Source organism: Streptomyces fagopyri (assembly GCF_009498275.1).
In the GTDB taxonomy this organism is placed as follows: Bacteria; Actinomycetota; Actinomycetes; order Streptomycetales; family Streptomycetaceae; genus Streptomyces; species Streptomyces fagopyri.
On record NZ_CP045643.1, the window covers coordinates 3,080,914 to 3,096,431 of the forward strand.

Below are 15,518 nucleotides of genomic sequence, written 5' to 3' on the forward strand. Positions count from 1 at the left end.
CGCGCCCCGCCGGGGGACCCGCGGCCGACTGTCCGCGCTACGCGGCCGGTTCCACTCCCGCGCGCAGCAGCCCGTACGTGCAGGCGTCCTCCAGTGCCTGCCAGGACGCGGCGATGACGTTCTCGCCGACGCCGACCGTGGACCATTCGCCCGCGCCGTCGGAGGTGGAGATGAGTACCCGGGTCGTGGAGGACGTGCCGTGCTTGCCCTCCAGGATGCGGACCTTGTAGTCGACGAGTTCCAGCGTGGCGAGCTGGGGATAGATCTTCTCCAGCGCGACCCGCAGGGCCCGGTCGAGGGCGTTGACGGGACCGTTGCCCTCGGCCGTGGCGACGATGCGCTCGCCCTTGGCGAAGAGCTTGACCGTGGCCTCGTTGGCGTGGGTGCCGTCGGGGCGGTCCTCGACGATGGCCCTCCAGGACTCGACCTCGAAGTACGTGCGGGCCCTGCCCTCGGCCTCCGCGCGCAGCAGGAGCTCGAAGGACGCGTCGGCCGCCTCGTAGGTGTAGCCCCTGAGCTCCCGTTCCTTGACCCGCTCGACGACCCGGCCCACCAGTTCGCGGTCGCCGCCGAGGTCGATGCCGAGTTCCTTGCCCTTGAGCTCGATCGACGCGCGGCCCGCCATGTCGGAGACCAGCATCCGCATGGTGTTGCCGACCTGCTCGGGGTCGATGTGCTGGTAGAGGTCCGGGTCGACCTTGATCGCGGAGGCGTGCAGTCCGGCCTTGTGCGCGAACGCGGAGACACCCACGTACGGCTGGTGCGTCGAGGGCGTCAGGTTGACGACCTCGGCGATCGCGTGGGAGATCCTCGTCATCTCGCGCAGCGCGCCCTCGGGCAGCACCTGCTTGCCGTACTTCAGCTCCAGGGCCGCCACCACGGGGAACAGGTTCGAGTTGCCGACCCGCTCGCCGTAGCCGTTCGCCGTGCACTGCACGTGGGTCGCGCCCGCGTCGACGGCGGCCAGCGTGTTGGCGACCGCGCAGCCCGTGTCGTCCTGGGCGTGCATGCCGAGCCGGGCCCCGGTGTCGGCGAGGACGGTGGCCACGACCGCCTGGACCTGCGCCGGGAGCATGCCGCCGTTGGTGTCGCAGAGCACGACCACGTCGGCGCCCGCCTCGGAGGCGGCCCGTACGACCGCCTTCGCGTACGCGGGGTTCGCGCGGTAGCCGTCGAAGAAGTGCTCACAGTCGACGAAGACGCGCCGGCCCTGTGAACGCAGGTAGGAGACGGTGTCGCGGACCATCTCCAGGTTCTCGTCCAAGGTGGTGCGCAGCGCGAGCTCGACATGGCGGTCGTGGGACTTGGCCACCAGTGTGATCACCGGGGCGCCCGAGTCCAGCAGCGCCTTGACCTGCTGGTCCTCGCTCGCCTTCGCTCCCGCCCGGCGGGTGGCACCGAAGGCGACGAGCTGGGCGTGCTTGAAGTCGATCTCCTGCCGGGCGCGGGCGAAGAACTCGGTGTCACGCGGGTTGGCGCCGGGCCAGCCGCCCTCGATGAAGCCCACCCCGAAGTCGTCCAGGTGCCGTGCGATGGCCAGCTTGTCCGCCACGGTGAGGTTGATGCCCTCACGCTGCGCGCCGTCGCGCAGGGTCGTGTCGAAGACGTGGAACGAATCGTCGAGCCCACTGGTTTCGGTCATGGTGTCTGGCTCCTGTGTTGGATCTCGGTCTGTACCGGAATGACCGGCTCCACCGTCCCCCCATGATCCCTCGCGCTCCCTTCCCGGCTTGTGGTGGGCCAGGAAAACGAAAAACCTCTCGCGGGTGCGAGAGGTCTGCGCGCGGGTCGAGGACGACGGTGCCCGCCCGTACGTGGTGGTACGTGGCGGTCACTGCGGACCGGCGCGCCTGCTGCCAATAATCGTGGCGAACGAGAGCACGGGGGCAGTCTGGCACAGCGCCGTCCCCGGGCCCAGATCGTCTCAGGATGCGAGCGGTTCGTCCGTTTTCGCGGGGCCGCTTCCGGCCATGACCGTGCGGGCCCGCACCGGAATCGTCCGGCTCCCGACCGGACCGGCACCCGACCGGACCGGAATCGAACCCGGCCGGAATCGGACCCGGCCGGTCTCAGCCGAGCGATTCGTCCAGGAACTCCTTGACGTGGCCGAGGGTCCGCTCACGGTCGGTGCCGCGCAGCCCGATCGCCACGTGGATGGAGAAGCCGTCGAGCAGGGCCCGCAGCCGGGCGGCGAAGCGGTCCGGGTCGACCTGCCGGAACTCGCCGCGCGAGACGCCCTCGGCGATCAGCGCCACCAGGTCCCGGTGCCAGGCCCCCTCGATGGCGACCTGCCGCTCACGGGCGTCCTCGCCGGCGTTCTGCGAGTGGTTCCAGACCTCCAGCCAGAGCGTCCAGTGGGGGTCGCGGTGGCCGTCGGGCACGTACAGGGCGACGTACGCGTCCAGGCGTCCGCGGGCGGTGCCCCGCGCGGCGAGCAGTCGGCCGCGCTCGGCACCGAGCCTGCCCTCGCTCCACTCCAGCGTCTGCAGCAGCAGTTCGTCCTTGGAGCGGAAGTAGTAGAGGAGGTGGCCGCTGCTCATCCCCACCTCGCGGCCGAGCGCCGCCATGGTGAGCTTCTCCAGGCCGCGCTCGGCGATCATGCCCATCGCCACCCCGAGGACCTCCTCGCGGGGCGGTGCGGTGTTGCGGCGACGGGTCACGGGGCGGCCTCCACGGTCTCCGTACCTCCCGGGGCCCGGTCGGCCCCGGTGGTCCCCCCGGCCTGGCGAGGGCGGCGCCGGTGCGCGGCACAGAGCAGTACATTCACCCGTACGTTCTACCCGACCCCCGCTCGCGCGGGTTCCCGGCCCCCGCGCGGTTGTCAGACCTTCGGCTGCTGCTGCGTCACGCAGTGGATGCCACCCCCGCCGGCGAAGATCGTACGGGCGTCCACCAGGGTCACCGTCCGCTCGGGGAACAGTCCGCGGAAGATCCCGGCCGCGGTCTCGTCGCGCGGGTCGTCGAAGCCGCACAGGACGACACCGCCGTTGCAGAGGTAGTGGTTGATGTAGGAGTAGTCGGCCCAGTGCCCGTCGGCCTCCAGGACGGTCGGCGCCGGGACCTCGACGACCTCCAGGCGCCGCCCGCGCGCGTCCGTCTGCGCCCTCAGCAGCCCGATGACCTCTTTCGTCACCTCGTGGTCGGGGTGCGCGGGGTCCGGCTGGTGGTGCGCGACGACGACCCCGGGGCGGGCGAAGGCGGCCACGATGTCGACGTGCCCGAGCGTGCCGAAGCCGTACGGGGGGTAGTCGCCGGTGAGCCCGCGCGGCAGCCAGATCGCCTTGCGGGTGCCGAGGTGGGCGTGGATCTCCGCCTCGACCCGCTCGCGCGTCCACTCCGGGTTGCGCTCCGCACCGAGCTGGACGGTCTCGGTGAGCAGGACGGTCCCCTCGCCGTCCACGTGGATGGCGCCGCCCTCGTTGACCAGCCGGGAGGCGTACGTGCGCGCGCCCGCGAGGTCCGAGACACTCGCGCCGATCTTGGCGTCGTGCTCCCAGCGCGCCCAGTCCTGGGCGCCCCAGCCGTTGAACGTCCAGTCCACGGCGGCCAGTCCGCCCTTCCCGTCGGTGAGGAAGGTGGGGCCGATGTCACGCATCCAGGCGTCGTCGAGTTCCCGTTCGACGGTGTCGACGCCGGGGCCGAGGAGCTCGGCGGCCTCCCGGGACTGCCCCGGCCCGCACACGACCGTGACCGGTTCGAAGCGGCGGACGGCGCGCGCCACCGACGCCCACGCGGCCCGCGCCCGCGCGAGGTCGTCCGGGTTGTCGAAGGTGGGGTTCGGGCCCGGCCACGCCATCCAGGTGCGCTCGTGCGCGTCCCACTCGGCGGGCATCCGGAAACCGTCGGAGGCAGGGGTCATGACGTGCACCTTCACAGGAAGTAGAGGCGGTTGAGGGATACGGAGTCGGCGGCCTCGGAGCGCAGTGGCTCGCCGTCGAGGGTGACCAGGCCGGTGCGCTGGTCGACGTCGACGGCTCCGGTACGGGAGTTGAGGCGCAGGTCGGCGGGGCCGATCCCGCGGGTGCCGCGCACGGCGACCCGGCGCCGGCGTGTCGGCATCCCGTCGTTGCCCTGGTCGAGGGCCGCCTGCGCGACGAAGGCCACCGAGATCTCGGCGGGCGTCGCACCGTGCGCGCCGAACTGCGGTCCCAGGACGAGGGGTTCGCAGGTGTCGGTGGCGGCGTTCGGGTCGCCGACGACGCCGTACGCCGGGAAGCCGGATTTCAGGACCAGCTGCGGCTTCGCGCCGAAGAACTCGGGGCGCCACAGCACGATGTCGGCGAGCTTGCCGACCTCGATGGAGCCGACCTCGTGCGCGAGCCCGTGGGCGATGGCCGGGTTGATGGTGAGCTTGGCCATGTACCGCAGGACGCGTTCGTTGTCGTGGTCCTCCGGGGCGCCGAGCTCGCTCTTCATCTTCCCGGCCATGGCGAAGGTGCGTCGTACGGTCTCTCCCGCGCGGCCCATGCCCTGGGCGTCCGACGACGTGATGCCGATCGCCCCCAGGTCGTGCAGCACGTCCTCGGCGCCCATGGTCCCGGCGCGGATCCGGTCACGCGCCATGGCGGCGTCGCCGGGCAGGTCGGTCTTGAGGTCGTGGACGGAGACGATCATGCCGTAGTGCTCGGCGACCGCGTCCCGGCCGAACGGCAGGGTGGGGTTGGTCGAGGAGCCGATGACGTTCGGGACACCGGCCATCTTGAGGACGTTCGGGACGTGCCCGCCGCCGCAGCCCTCGATGTGGAAGGCGTGGATGGTCCGGCCGTCCAGCACCCGCAGGGTGTCCTCGACCGAGAGGCACTCGTTCAGCCCGTCGCTGTGCAGGGCGACCTGGACGTCGTGCTCCTCGGCGACGCGCAGCGCGGTGTCGAGGGCGCGGGTGTGGGCGCCCATGTCCTCGTGGACCTTGAAGCCGCTCGCGCCGCCCTCGGCGAGGGCCTCGACCAGGGGCGCGGCGTCGGAGGACGAACCCCGGCCCAGGAAGCCGATGTTGACCGGCCAGGCGTCGAACGCGGCGAAGGCGTGGCGCAGCGCCCAGGGCGAGTTGACGCCGACTCCCCACACCGGACCGAACTCCTGGCCGATGACGGTGGTGACGCCGGAGGCGAGCGAGGCCTCCATGATGCGCGGCGACAGCAGGTGGACATGGGTGTCGACGGCGCCGGCGGTGGCGATCAGCCCTTCCCCGGACACGATGGACGTGCCCGTGCCCACCACGACGTCGACCCCGTCGAGCGTGTCGGGGTTCCCGGCCCGGCCGATGGAGCAGATCCGCCCCTCGCGGATGCCGATGGAGACCTTCCGGACTCCCTGCGCCGCGTCGATCACCACCACGTTGCTGATCACGACGTCGCAGGTGTCGCGGACGGCGGCGGCCTTGAGGTGCAGTCCGTCGCGGGCGGTCTTGCCGAAGCCGGCGAGGAACTCGTCGCCGTGCCGCTGGGCGTCCGACTCGACACGAACGGTCAGGCCCGAGTCGCCGAGGCGCAGGCGGTCGCCCGCGCGGGGGCCGTGGGTGGCGGCGTACTCGTACGGGTTCATCGTTCGTTCCCTTCGGCTTCCTCGACACCGGCACCCGCGCCGGCACCGGTAGCACCAGCACCAGCACCAGCACCAGCACCAGCACCAGCACCGAGATATCCGCAGGCGGCCGCCCTGCGCAGGGCCTCCTCCCGGGCGCCGGGCGCGTCCAGCGGGCCGTCGACGAGTCCGGCGAACCCGATCGCGACCCGTGCTCCGCCGATCGGACGGAGGCCGACCTCGGCGCTCTCCCCGGGGCCGAAGCGGACCGACGAGCCGGCGGGAACGGCGAGCCGCATCCCGTAGGCCGCCGCCCGCGGGAAGTCGAGCCGCGGATTGGCCTCGAAGAAGTGGAAGTGCGAGGTGACGGAGACCGGCACGGTGGCGGTGTTGGTCACCGTCAGGCGCACGACGGCCTCGGGCTCGGTGTGCGCGGGCCCCGGCAGCAGGGCGCCCGGTCCCTCCTCCCCCAGTCCGGGGCCGAGGGGGTCGCTCACCACGGCGAGCCGGGACCCGTCGTCGAAGACGGCCTCGACGTGCACCTCGGTGACGATGTCGGCGACGCCGGGCAGCACGTCGTCCGGGCCGAGGACGGACCGGGCGGCCTCGACGGCCTCCGCGAGCCGGCGCCCGTCCCGGGCCGCCTCGCACACCGTGTCCGCGATGAGCGCGGTCGCCTCGGGGACGTTGAGCCGCAGACCGCGGGCCCGGCGGGCCCGGGCCAGCTCGGCCGCGCCGAAGAGCAGCAGCCGGTCACGTTCCGTGGGGGTCAGTCTCACGACGCGGCACCTCCTTGCCTTCCACCGATTAGAACACCACTCTAAACAAGGGATGGGCAAGAGGGGAACATTGACAGGCAGAGAGGCATTGACGGGCGCACTTCGGAAGCGACACATTGAACGTCGCTCTAAACAACCGGGCGGCGGATCGAAGGAGACCAGCCATGCCGATAGAACAGCGCGGAGTCGACACCATCCCCGACGAGGAGCGGACCAGCGGGCCGCGCGACCTCGTGTCGATCCTCCTCGGCTCCAACCTCTGCCTCGGTGTGATCATCTTCGGCTGGCTGCCGCCGTCCTTCGGGCTCGACTGGTGGTCCTCGGTGAGCTCGATCGTGGCCGGCACGGTGATCGGCACGGCGCTCACCGCTCCCCTGGCGCTGGTCTCGCTGCGCACCGCGACCAACCTCTCCACCTCCTCCGGCGCCCAGTTCGGGGTGCGCGGACGGCTGGTCGGCTCGGTCGTCGGGCTGCTGCTCGCCCTCGGCTACACCGCGCTGACCGTGTGGATCGGCGGCGATGTGATGGTCGGCGTCCTGCACCGGCTGTTCGGACTGCCGGTGGACGGTCTCTCCTACGCCGTGGTGTACGCGGTCCTCGCCGCCGCCACCGTCGCGGGCGCGGTCTACGGCTACCGGGTGCTGCTCACCATGTCCCGTGTCCTCGCCGTGGGCATGACCGCGCTGCTCGCCCTCGGCGTCCTCGCGTACGCGCCGCACTTCACCACCGCCGCGCTCCCGGAGACGGGCGGCTACCTGCTCGGCTCGTTCTGGCCCACCTGGCTGCTGGCGGCGGTCGCGGCGGGCCTGTCCGGACCCATCGCGTTCATCACCCTGCTCGGTGACTACACCCGCTACATCTCCCCGTCCCGGCACTCCTCGCGCGCGGTCCTGCACGCCACCTGGCTGGGTCTGATCGCCGGCCTGCTCGTCCCCCAGCTCTTCGGGACCTTCACGGCGTACGCGGCCCGCGCCGCCCTCGACTACGCGGGACCGCTGGTCTCCGCCTCCCCCGCCTGGTACCTCATCCCGCTGCTGCTCGCCGCCTCCGCGGGCTCGGTCGGCAACGCGGGACTGATGCTCTACTCCATGGGCCTGGACCTGGACGCGATCCTGCCGCGGGCCTCGCGCGCCCGCGCCACGCTCACGGTCGCCGTCGTCGCGACCGTCTGTGTCTTCGTCGGCCACTACGCCTGGAACGCGCAGTCCGCGCTGACGTCCTTCGTCCTTCTGCTGACGGCCATCGGCACCCCGTGGGCGGTCATCACCCTCATCGGCTTCGCCCGCAGCCGCGGGGTCTACGACCCGGACGCCCTCCAGGTCTTCAACCGCCGCTCCCGGGGCGGCATCTACTGGTACCGGGCCGGCTGGAACGTGCGGGCGACGGTCTCCTGGGTGCTCGGCGCGTGTGTCGGCCTGCTCGCCGTGTCGCTGCCCTCGTACGAGGGGCCGCTGCTGTCCCTCACCGGCGGAGTGGACTGCAGCTTCGTCCTGTCGGGCCTGGTGGGCGGCGTCGCCTACCTGGCCCTCCCCTCCGGACAGGCGTCCCCCCGCGTCGAGGCCGGACCGGAACCGGTGCGGGCCGAGAGCGGGCTGTAGTACCGCCGGCGCCGCCGGTACCCCGGGCGCTCGCGGTACCCGGCGCCGGACCCCGGGCCGGGTGGCGTCCGGGTCGTAGGTGGTGAGGACGGGGCACGCCCACCGGGTCCCGGTCGCGGGCCCGGACGTGGCGGGGCGCCGCGGCCCTCCCGCCGTCCCCCTCGCCGTCCCCCTCGGCGGTCCCCTCCGTCCCGTCCGTCCCGTCCGCGTGCACGAACCGCCGGTCCCCGCGCTCCTTTCGGGGCGACGGGGACCGGCGGAGGCGTGGATCGCCGGAGACCGGCGGGCACCAGGGGCGCGCGGGCCTAACCCAGCGGGTGCATCCAGCCGTGCCGGTCCTCGCTGACACCGCGCTGGATGTCGAGGAGCGCCTCGCGCAGCTTCATGGTGACCTCGCCGGGCTCTCCGCCGGACTGCTTCCACTCGGCGCCCGTGCGCTTGACCGTGCCGACCGGGGTGATGACCGCCGCGGTGCCGCAGGCGAAGACCTCGGTCAGCGTGCCGTTCTCGGCGTCGCGCTGCCACTGGTCGATGGAGACGCGGCCCTCACGGGACTCGTAGCCGAGGTCGCGGGCCACGGTGAGCAGGGAGTCGCGGGTGACGCCCTCCAGGATGGAACCGGTGAGCGAGGGGGTGACGATCACCGGCTTCTCACCGGACGCGCCGCCGTACACGAAGTACAGGTTCATACCGCCGAGTTCCTCGATCCACTGGTGCTCGACCGCGTCGAGGTAGCAGACCTGGTCGCAGCCCTTGGCGGCGGCCTCGGCCTGCGCGAGCAGCGAGGCGGCGTAGTTGCCGCCGGTCTTGGCGTCGCCCATGCCGCCGGGGACGGCGCGCACACGGTCCTCGGAGAGCCAGATGGACACGGGCTTCACGCCGCCCGGGAAGTAGGCGCCGGCCGGGGAGGCGATGACGAGGAACAGGTACTCGTTGGCGGGCTTCACCCCGAGCCCGACCTCGGTCGCGATCATGAACGGGCGGAGGTAGAGGGACTCCTCGCCGCCGTGCGCCGGGACCCAGGCCCTGTCCTGCTGGACCAGCACGTCACAGGCCTCGATGAACGTCTCCACCGGAAGCTCCGGCATGCCAAGGCGACGGGCGGAGGCCTGGAAGCGGCGGGCGTTCTTGTCCGGGCGGAAGGTGGCCACGGAGCCGTCGGGCTGACGGTAGGCCTTGAGTCCCTCGAAGATCTCCTGCGCGTAGTGCAGGGTCATGTTCGCCGGGTCGAGAGAGAGCGGGCCGTACGGAACGAGCTGACCGTCGTGCCAGCCGCGGCCCTCGGTCCACTTGATCGTCACCATGTGGTCGGTGAAGTGGCGGCCGAACCCGGGGCTGGTCAGAAGCGCCTCGCGCTCCGCATCCGAGCGGGGCTGCGAGGAGGGCTTGAGCTCGATCGTGGGCGTCGTCATGAGTGGTTGTCCTTCACCGGTTGTGTGTGACGGGCCGCGCTCACGCCTGTACTGCCAGTGGCCAGTGCTAGGACGTCCGAGCATTCCCTCATTCAGCGGCTCCGCGTTCGATTATCGCGCGAGTATCGCGCGCTCGGGGCCGTGGACGAAAACGGGGTGAATGCGGCCCATGGGGTTGCCCAGGGGTTGATGGTGGCACCCGGCGAGGGCAGAAGAAAAGCCGCCGGGCGCGGTTGCGACCCGGCGGCTGCTTCGTTGGGGTGAGCGCGCGGGGTCAGCCGGCTACTCGTACGGCGAGCGCGTCGCCGATCTCCTCGGTGCTGCGGGCGGGCTGCCCGACACGCTCGGCGAGGTCGGCGGAGACGGCGTCCTCGATACGGGCGGCCTCGGGCTCGTAGCCGAGGTGGCGCAGCAGGAGCGCGACGGACAGGACGGTGGCGCTGGGGTCGGCCTTGCCCTGGCCCGCGATGTCCGGCGCGGAGCCGTGCACGGGCTCGAACATCGACGGGAACTCGCCGCTCGGGTTGATGTTGCCCGAGGCGGCGACGCCGATACCGCCGGAGACGGCCGCGGCGAGGTCGGTGATGATGTCGCCGAAGAGGTTGTCGGTGACGATCACGTCGAAGCGCTCGGGCTGCGTGACGAGGTAGATCGTCGCCGCGTCCACGTGCATGTACTCGGTGGTGACCTCGGGGAACTCCCCGGCCACCCTGTTGAAGACGTTCGTCCACAGGTGACCGGCGAAGGTCAGCACGTTGTTCTTGTGGATGAGCGCCAGCTTCTTGCGCGGGCGGGCCTGGGCGCGGGCGAAGGCGTCACGGACGACCCGCTCGACACCGAAGGCCGTGTTGACGGAGACCTCGGTGGCGACCTCGTGCTCGGTGCCCTTGCGGATGGTGCCGCCGTTGCCGGTGTACGGGCCCTCGGTGCCCTCGCGGACCACCACGAAGTCGATCTCGGGCTGACCGGCCAGCGGGGTGGCGACCCCGGGGAGCAGCTTCGAGGGACGCAGGTTGACGTGGTGGTCGAAGGCGAAGCGCAGCTTGAGCAGGAAGCCCCGCTCCAGGACGCCGGACGGGACCGAGGGGTCGCCGATCGCGCCGAGGAGGATCGCGTCGTGCCGCTTCAGGGCGTCGAGGTCGGCGTCGGTGAGGGTCTCACCGGTCGCGTGGTAGCGCCGGGCGCCGAAGTCGAAGTCCTTGGTCTCCAGCTTCACATCCTGCGGAAGGACGGCGGAGAGCACCTTCAGCCCCTGGGCCACGACCTCCTGGCCGATGCCGTCACCGGGGATCACTGCGAGATTGATGCTGCGAGACATGGAGGCACCGTACTCCCCTGTCCCATGGGATGACACGACGTGTCCGCCATACGGACGAGCCGGTGCCGCCGCACGCCAACCCGTCGCCCTGTGTTCACCCGTATGTACGGCGCCCGTTGGGCCTCGCTGGGAAGTTCTCGAACATGGACACTCCCGACGTCGGCATCCCCGAGCAGCTCGCGCGCCGTATGAGCATGGCCGAGCAGCACGAGTACCTGCGGACGAAGCTCACCCGGCGCCGCGCGCTGACCGCGGCGGGCGCCTTCGCCGGCGGTGGGCTGCTGGCCGGCTGCGCGTCCGGCACGGAGAGACCGGCGCGCGCGTCGGTCCCGGCGGCGGCCTCCGCGACCGGGCAGGTGCACGGTTCCGCCGTCACGCCCTTCGGCCGGCATCTCGCCTTCGGGGCGGACCCCAAGACCCAGATGCGGATCTCCTGGCAGGTGCCGCTGGCGGTCCGCAAGCCGTACGTGCGGGTGGGGCTGACGCCCTGGGGGCTGAGCCGGAGGATCGAGGCGGAGGTCCGCGACCTGCACACGCCGGGCCTGGCCGGCCAGCGGTTCGCGCTGGACCAGTACTACCTGCACGCGGCGCTGGACAACCTGCGGCCCGGCACGACGTACTACTACGGGGTCGGCCACGAGGGGTTCGACCCGGCGTCGCGGGAGCGGCACTCCACGGTCGGCTCCTTCCGAACCGCGCCCGCTGGCCCGGAGAAGTTCGTCTTCACCGCCTTCGGGGACCAGGGCGTCAGCCCCGACGCGCTCGCCAACGACAAGGTGCTGCTGGGCCGGCATCCGGCCTTCCATCTGCACGCGGGCGACATCTGCTATGCGGACTCGGTGGGTCTCGGCGCGAAGTCCGACGTCTACGACCCGACCGCCTGGGACCTGTTCCTCAGGCAGACCGAACCGGTGGCGAGGTCGGTGCCGTGGATGGTGACGACCGGCAACCACGACATGGAGGCCTGGTACTCGCCGAACGGGTACGGCGGCCAGTCGGCACGCTGGTCCCTCCCGGACAACGGCTTCGACGCCCGCCACGCGCCGGGCGTGTACTCCTTCACGTACGGCAACGTGGGGATCGTGGCACTCGACGCGAACGACGTGTCGTACGAGATCCCCGCCAACAAGGGCTACACGGACGGCCGGCAGACGGCCTGGCTCGACAGGCGGCTCGGTGAACTGCGCGGGACGGTCGACTTCGTGGTGGTCTTCTTCCATCACTGCGCCTACTCGACCTCGACCCACGCCTCCGACGGCGGCGTGCGCGACGCCTGGCTCCCGCTGTTCGCCAAGCACCAGGTGGACCTGGTGATCAACGGGCACAACCACGTGTACGAGCGCACCGACGCGATCAGGGGCGGCAGGGTGGGCAGGCCGGTGCCGGTCGGCGCGTCGACCGATCCGACCCGGGACGGGATCGTGTACGTCACGGCGGGCGGGGCGGGCAAGAGCCTGTACCGGTTCCCCGAGGGGGTGCGGGACAGCTACGAGGGGAAGGCCGCACACCACGAGCCCGTCAGGACCTTCCACTGGACGAAGTCGCGGCACCAGCAGCACGACACCGTGGAGTGGTCGCGCGTGCGCTACACCGGGTACTCCTTCCTCTCGGTGGAGGCGGAGACCGGCGCGACGCCGAAGCTCAAGGTGTCGGCGCTCGCCCAGAACGGCAGGCGGATCGACTACTTCGAGGTGCGGCGCGGAGCGTGACCCCGCGCCGCACCTCGTTCGGGTGCGGCTCCCGGTTCAGGGGGCGGACGGCCCACAGGGCCGCGCGACGCCGGGCGGCGGGCCCGGGGCGCGGGTGGACGGGGGGCGGGGGACGGGCCTCAGTGGCCCGTCTCACCGCCGTTGTCCCTGCGGTCCAGGGCTCGCTGGAGGGCGGCCGCCGCGTTCTTGCGGTCGGACTCACTCGAACGGGAAACGTGACGGACTCGGCGGACGGTCGTCTCGGCCATGATGAATCGACTCCTTGCCTCCGGGGACCCTGGGCGGGCGGCCGGAAATGCGGTGAGGGATTACGAGACGCCGGAAGGGGCGGGGAGCGGTGCCGCAGGGATTGCCTGCCAGGGGCGCCGGCTCACGACCGCCATTCGCTTGGTCTAGCGAGACGTTCGGCTCCTACAAACGTAAGCGAGGACGGAGCATCTGTCTCCACAATTACTCGGACTTCCTACTATCTGAGACGGCGGATCGGGTGACCCTGTCCTGACCAGCGCCGACGGTCCGCGCGGCATCTCCCGCCGCGAGGTGCCGCCGCGCCGCCGGCCCCTGGGACCGGCTGCGGGCGGAGCGTGCCGGGCCGCGACGGCCGCGAGCACGTCTGCCTCCACGACCACGACCGCGTGCGCGGTACGCCCGGCGGCGCCGCGTCCCCGCGCGGCGCGATCGAGGCGGAAGTCACCCCGAGGCCTACGGCCGACCGGTGGGAGGTCGGGACGAGGGAGGAGGCCGGGAAGAGGGAGTCAGGCACGCGCGGGGGCCGGGGTCACAGCACGTCTCCCTCGCGCCAGTCGAAGACCAGCTCGTGGGCCGGGTCGAGGGCGCCGCGCGGGGGGCGGCCCCGGGTGCCCGCGGCGGCGACGGGCCGTACGAACGTGCTGCCCTCCTCGTCCGGCAGGCGCACCACACCCCCGGGTCCCAGCGCGCAGATCCGGCCCGGCCAGAGCTGCCAGCCACGAGCCGCGTACAGGGGACCGCCCTCCTCGCTGGCGGAGAGAGCTCCCAACGCGTACGAACCCTCGATCACCCGCTCAAGGGCCGCCATGACCCGGCCGCCATGACCGCGCCTGCGCACGTCGGCCCGTACGCCCACGGCCTCCACGTAGCCGACTCGCAGCGAGTGGCCCCGGTGCAGCACCCGGCGCTGGATCACGGAGCCGTGGCCCGCGAGGCCCTTGTCGTCGTGCACGAGGGCGTGGATGCCACCGAGGCCGTGGTCCCAGTCCTCGTCACCGAAGTCCCCGCCGAAGGCGTCGTCCAGGAAGGCGCGGACCGCGTGGAGTTCGGCGGGCGCGAGGTCCGCGGTGTGGGCGGTCCGCAGTCGGGTGGCCATCCGCCCAGTATCCCGGCGTCCCCCGCGGCCGTCGATCGGCTCGCGCGCCGGACCGCCCGCGGCCCGGTCCGGGCGCCCGCGGGCGCCCGGCACGGCGGCGACCTCGCACACGCGCGGGCCGGACGGCCGCCCCGATCGGCGGCCGTCCGGCCCGCGTCCGACATCCCGTGGGCGTCAGCCCATGTGGGGGTACGTGTAGTCGGTCGGCGGCACCAGCGTCTCCTTGATGGCGCGGGTCAGCGTCCAGCGCATCAGGTTCTGCGGGGCGCCCGCCTTGTCGTTCGTGCCGGAGGCACGGCCGCCGCCGAAGGGCTGCTGGCCGACGACGGCGCCGGTCGACTTGTCGTTGATGTAGAAGTTGCCCGCGGCGTAGCGGAGCTTCTCCATCGTGTACGCGGCGGCCGCGCGGTCGCCCGAGACGACCGAGCCGGTCAGCGCGTAGTCGGAGGCCGACTCCATCTGGGTCAGCATCGCGTCGTACGCGTCGTCCTCGTAGACGTGCACGGCGAGGAACGGACCGAAGTACTCCGTCTTGAAGACCTCGTTCTCCGGGTCCGAGCACTCGACGACCGTGGGACGGACGAAGTAGCCGACGGAGTCGTCGTACGAGCCGCCCGCGACGACCGTGCAGGCCGGGTCGGACTTCGCCCGGTCGATCGCCGCCTTGTTCTTGGCGAACGACCGCTCGTCGATGACCGCGCCGACGAAGTTCGTCAGGTCGGTGACGTCGCCCATGGTCAGGCCGTCGACCTCGGCCGCGAACTCCTCCTTGAACCCGGAGTTCCAGATCGACGCCGGGATGTAGGCGCGCGAGGTCGCTGAGCACTTCTGGCCCTGGTACTCGAAGGCACCGCGGGTCAGGGCCGTCTTGAGGATCGCGCGGTCGGCCGACGGGTGGGCGACCACGAAGTCCTTGCCGCCGGTCTCGCCCACCAGGCGCGGGTACGAGCGGTACTTCTCGATGTTGCCGCCGACCGTCTTCCACAGGTACTGGAAGGTCTTGGTCGAGCCGGTGAAGTGGATGCCCGCGAGATCGCGGTGCTCCAGCGCCACCTCGGAGACCTCGATGCCGTCACCGGTGACGAGGTTGATGACACCCTTCGGCAGACCGGCCTCCTCCAGCAGCCGCATCAGCAGCACGGCGGCGTGGGTCTGGGTCGGGGACGGCTTCCAGACGACGACGTTGCCCATCAGCGCGGGAGCCGTCGGCAGGTTGCCGGCGATCGCCGTGAAGTTGAAGGGCGTGATCGCGTAGACGAAGCCTTCGAGCGGGCGGTGGTCGAGACGGTTCCAGACGCCCGGCGAGTTGGCCGGGGGCTGCTCGGCGAGGATCTGCCGGGCGTAGGCGACGTTGAAGCGCCAGAAGTCGACCAGTTCGCAGGGGCAGTCGATCTCGGCCTGCTGGGCCGTCTTCGACTGGCCGAGCATCGTGGAGGCCGCGAGGGTCTCGCGCCAGGGGCCGGCCAGCAGCTCGGCGGCGCGCAGGATGATCGCGGCGCGGTCGTCGAAGGACATGGCGCGCCAGGCGGGCGCGGCCGCGAGGGCCGCGTCGATGGCGTCCTGGGCGTCGGCCCGGGTGGCGTGCGCGCCGGTGCCGATGACGGCCTTGTGGTTGTGCGGCTGCACGACCTCGAAGCGCTCACCGCCGCCGAGCCGCTTCTGGCCGCCGATGGTCATCGACAGCTCGATCGGGTTCTCGGCCAGCTCCTTGAGCTTGGCCTCCAGACGAACGCGCTCCGGCGAGCCGGGGGCGTAGCCGTGCACCGGCTCGTTGACGGGGGTGGGGACCTGGGTCACAGCGTCCATGGGTTCCGTAACTCCTTAGTGAGCGGTGGTT

12 protein-coding genes are annotated in these 15,518 nt (G+C 71.9%); 2 read left to right on the top strand and 10 right to left on the bottom strand.

Features of this window, described 5'->3' with window-relative positions:
* Positions 1 to 37: 37 nt before the first annotated feature.
* The 5 genes from cimA to ureA all read right to left on the bottom strand — a co-directional run bounded on the left by cimA (position 38) and on the right by ureA (position 6,299).
* The gene (gene cimA, locus GFH48_RS13110; protein WP_153288438.1) at positions 38 to 1,642 is read right to left on the bottom strand and encodes a citramalate synthase; all 1,605 of its coding nucleotides are present in this window, start codon (positions 1,640 to 1,642) and stop codon (positions 38 to 40) included.
* A gap of 427 nt (positions 1,643 to 2,069) precedes the next feature.
* Positions 2,070 to 2,606 carry a TetR/AcrR family transcriptional regulator gene (locus GFH48_RS13115; protein WP_153292888.1) on the bottom strand — a complete coding sequence of 179 codons (537 nt, stop codon included), beginning with the start codon at positions 2,604 to 2,606 and terminating at the stop codon, positions 2,070 to 2,072.
* Positions 2,607 to 2,821: 215 nt separating this feature from the next.
* Positions 2,822 to 3,859 (bottom strand): agmatine deiminase family protein, encoded by a 1,038-nt coding sequence (locus GFH48_RS13120; RefSeq protein WP_153288439.1) that lies wholly within the window; start codon positions 3,857 to 3,859, stop codon positions 2,822 to 2,824.
* Positions 3,860 to 3,870: 11 nt separating this feature from the next.
* Positions 3,871 to 5,541 carry an urease subunit alpha gene (locus GFH48_RS13125; protein ID WP_153288440.1) on the bottom strand — a complete coding sequence of 557 codons (1,671 nt, stop codon included), beginning with the start codon at positions 5,539 to 5,541 and terminating at the stop codon, positions 3,871 to 3,873.
* Entirely contained in the window at positions 5,538 to 6,299 is a 762-nt protein-coding gene (gene ureA / locus GFH48_RS13130; protein ID WP_228120555.1) for an urease subunit gamma, read from the bottom strand. The genes GFH48_RS13125 and ureA overlap by 4 nt, the downstream gene beginning before the upstream one ends.
* 164 nt (positions 6,300 to 6,463) lie before the next feature.
* On the opposite strand from ureA, the gene GFH48_RS13135 reads away from it, so the two are divergent.
* Positions 6,464 to 7,897 carry a cytosine permease gene (locus GFH48_RS13135; RefSeq protein WP_153288441.1) on the top strand — a complete coding sequence of 478 codons (1,434 nt, stop codon included), beginning with the start codon at positions 6,464 to 6,466 and terminating at the stop codon, positions 7,895 to 7,897.
* Positions 7,898 to 8,202: 305 nt separating this feature from the next.
* On the opposite strand, the gene GFH48_RS13140 is transcribed toward GFH48_RS13135, so the two are convergent.
* Positions 8,203 to 9,309, bottom strand: a complete 1,107-nt coding sequence (locus GFH48_RS13140; RefSeq protein WP_153288442.1) for a branched-chain amino acid aminotransferase — start codon at positions 9,307 to 9,309, stop codon at positions 8,203 to 8,205.
* A gap of 274 nt (positions 9,310 to 9,583) precedes the next feature.
* Positions 9,584 to 10,627: a 3-isopropylmalate dehydrogenase gene (locus GFH48_RS13145; protein WP_153288443.1), complete on the bottom strand. Its 1,044-nt coding sequence runs from the start codon at positions 10,625 to 10,627 to the stop codon at positions 9,584 to 9,586.
* 143 nt (positions 10,628 to 10,770) lie between these two features.
* On the opposite strand from GFH48_RS13145, the gene GFH48_RS13150 reads away from it, so the two are divergent.
* Positions 10,771 to 12,336 (top strand): purple acid phosphatase family protein, encoded by a 1,566-nt coding sequence (locus GFH48_RS13150; protein WP_153288444.1) that lies wholly within the window; start codon positions 10,771 to 10,773, stop codon positions 12,334 to 12,336.
* 119 nt (positions 12,337 to 12,455) lie between these two features.
* Here the strand turns inward: GFH48_RS13150 and GFH48_RS39700 are convergent, their stop codons facing one another.
* From GFH48_RS39700 to pruA, 3 genes are all read right to left on the bottom strand, one after another.
* On the bottom strand, positions 12,456 to 12,584 hold the full coding sequence (locus GFH48_RS39700) for a hypothetical protein (protein ID WP_095852449.1): 129 nt from the start codon (positions 12,582 to 12,584) through the stop codon (positions 12,456 to 12,458).
* Positions 12,585 to 13,114: 530 nt separating this feature from the next.
* Entirely contained in the window at positions 13,115 to 13,681 is a 567-nt protein-coding gene (locus tag GFH48_RS13155) for a GNAT family N-acetyltransferase (RefSeq protein ID WP_153288445.1), read from the bottom strand.
* A gap of 174 nt (positions 13,682 to 13,855) precedes the next feature.
* Positions 13,856 to 15,487 (bottom strand): L-glutamate gamma-semialdehyde dehydrogenase, encoded by a 1,632-nt coding sequence (gene pruA / locus GFH48_RS13160; RefSeq protein ID WP_153288446.1) that lies wholly within the window; start codon positions 15,485 to 15,487, stop codon positions 13,856 to 13,858.
* Positions 15,488 to 15,518: the final 31 nt, after the last annotated feature.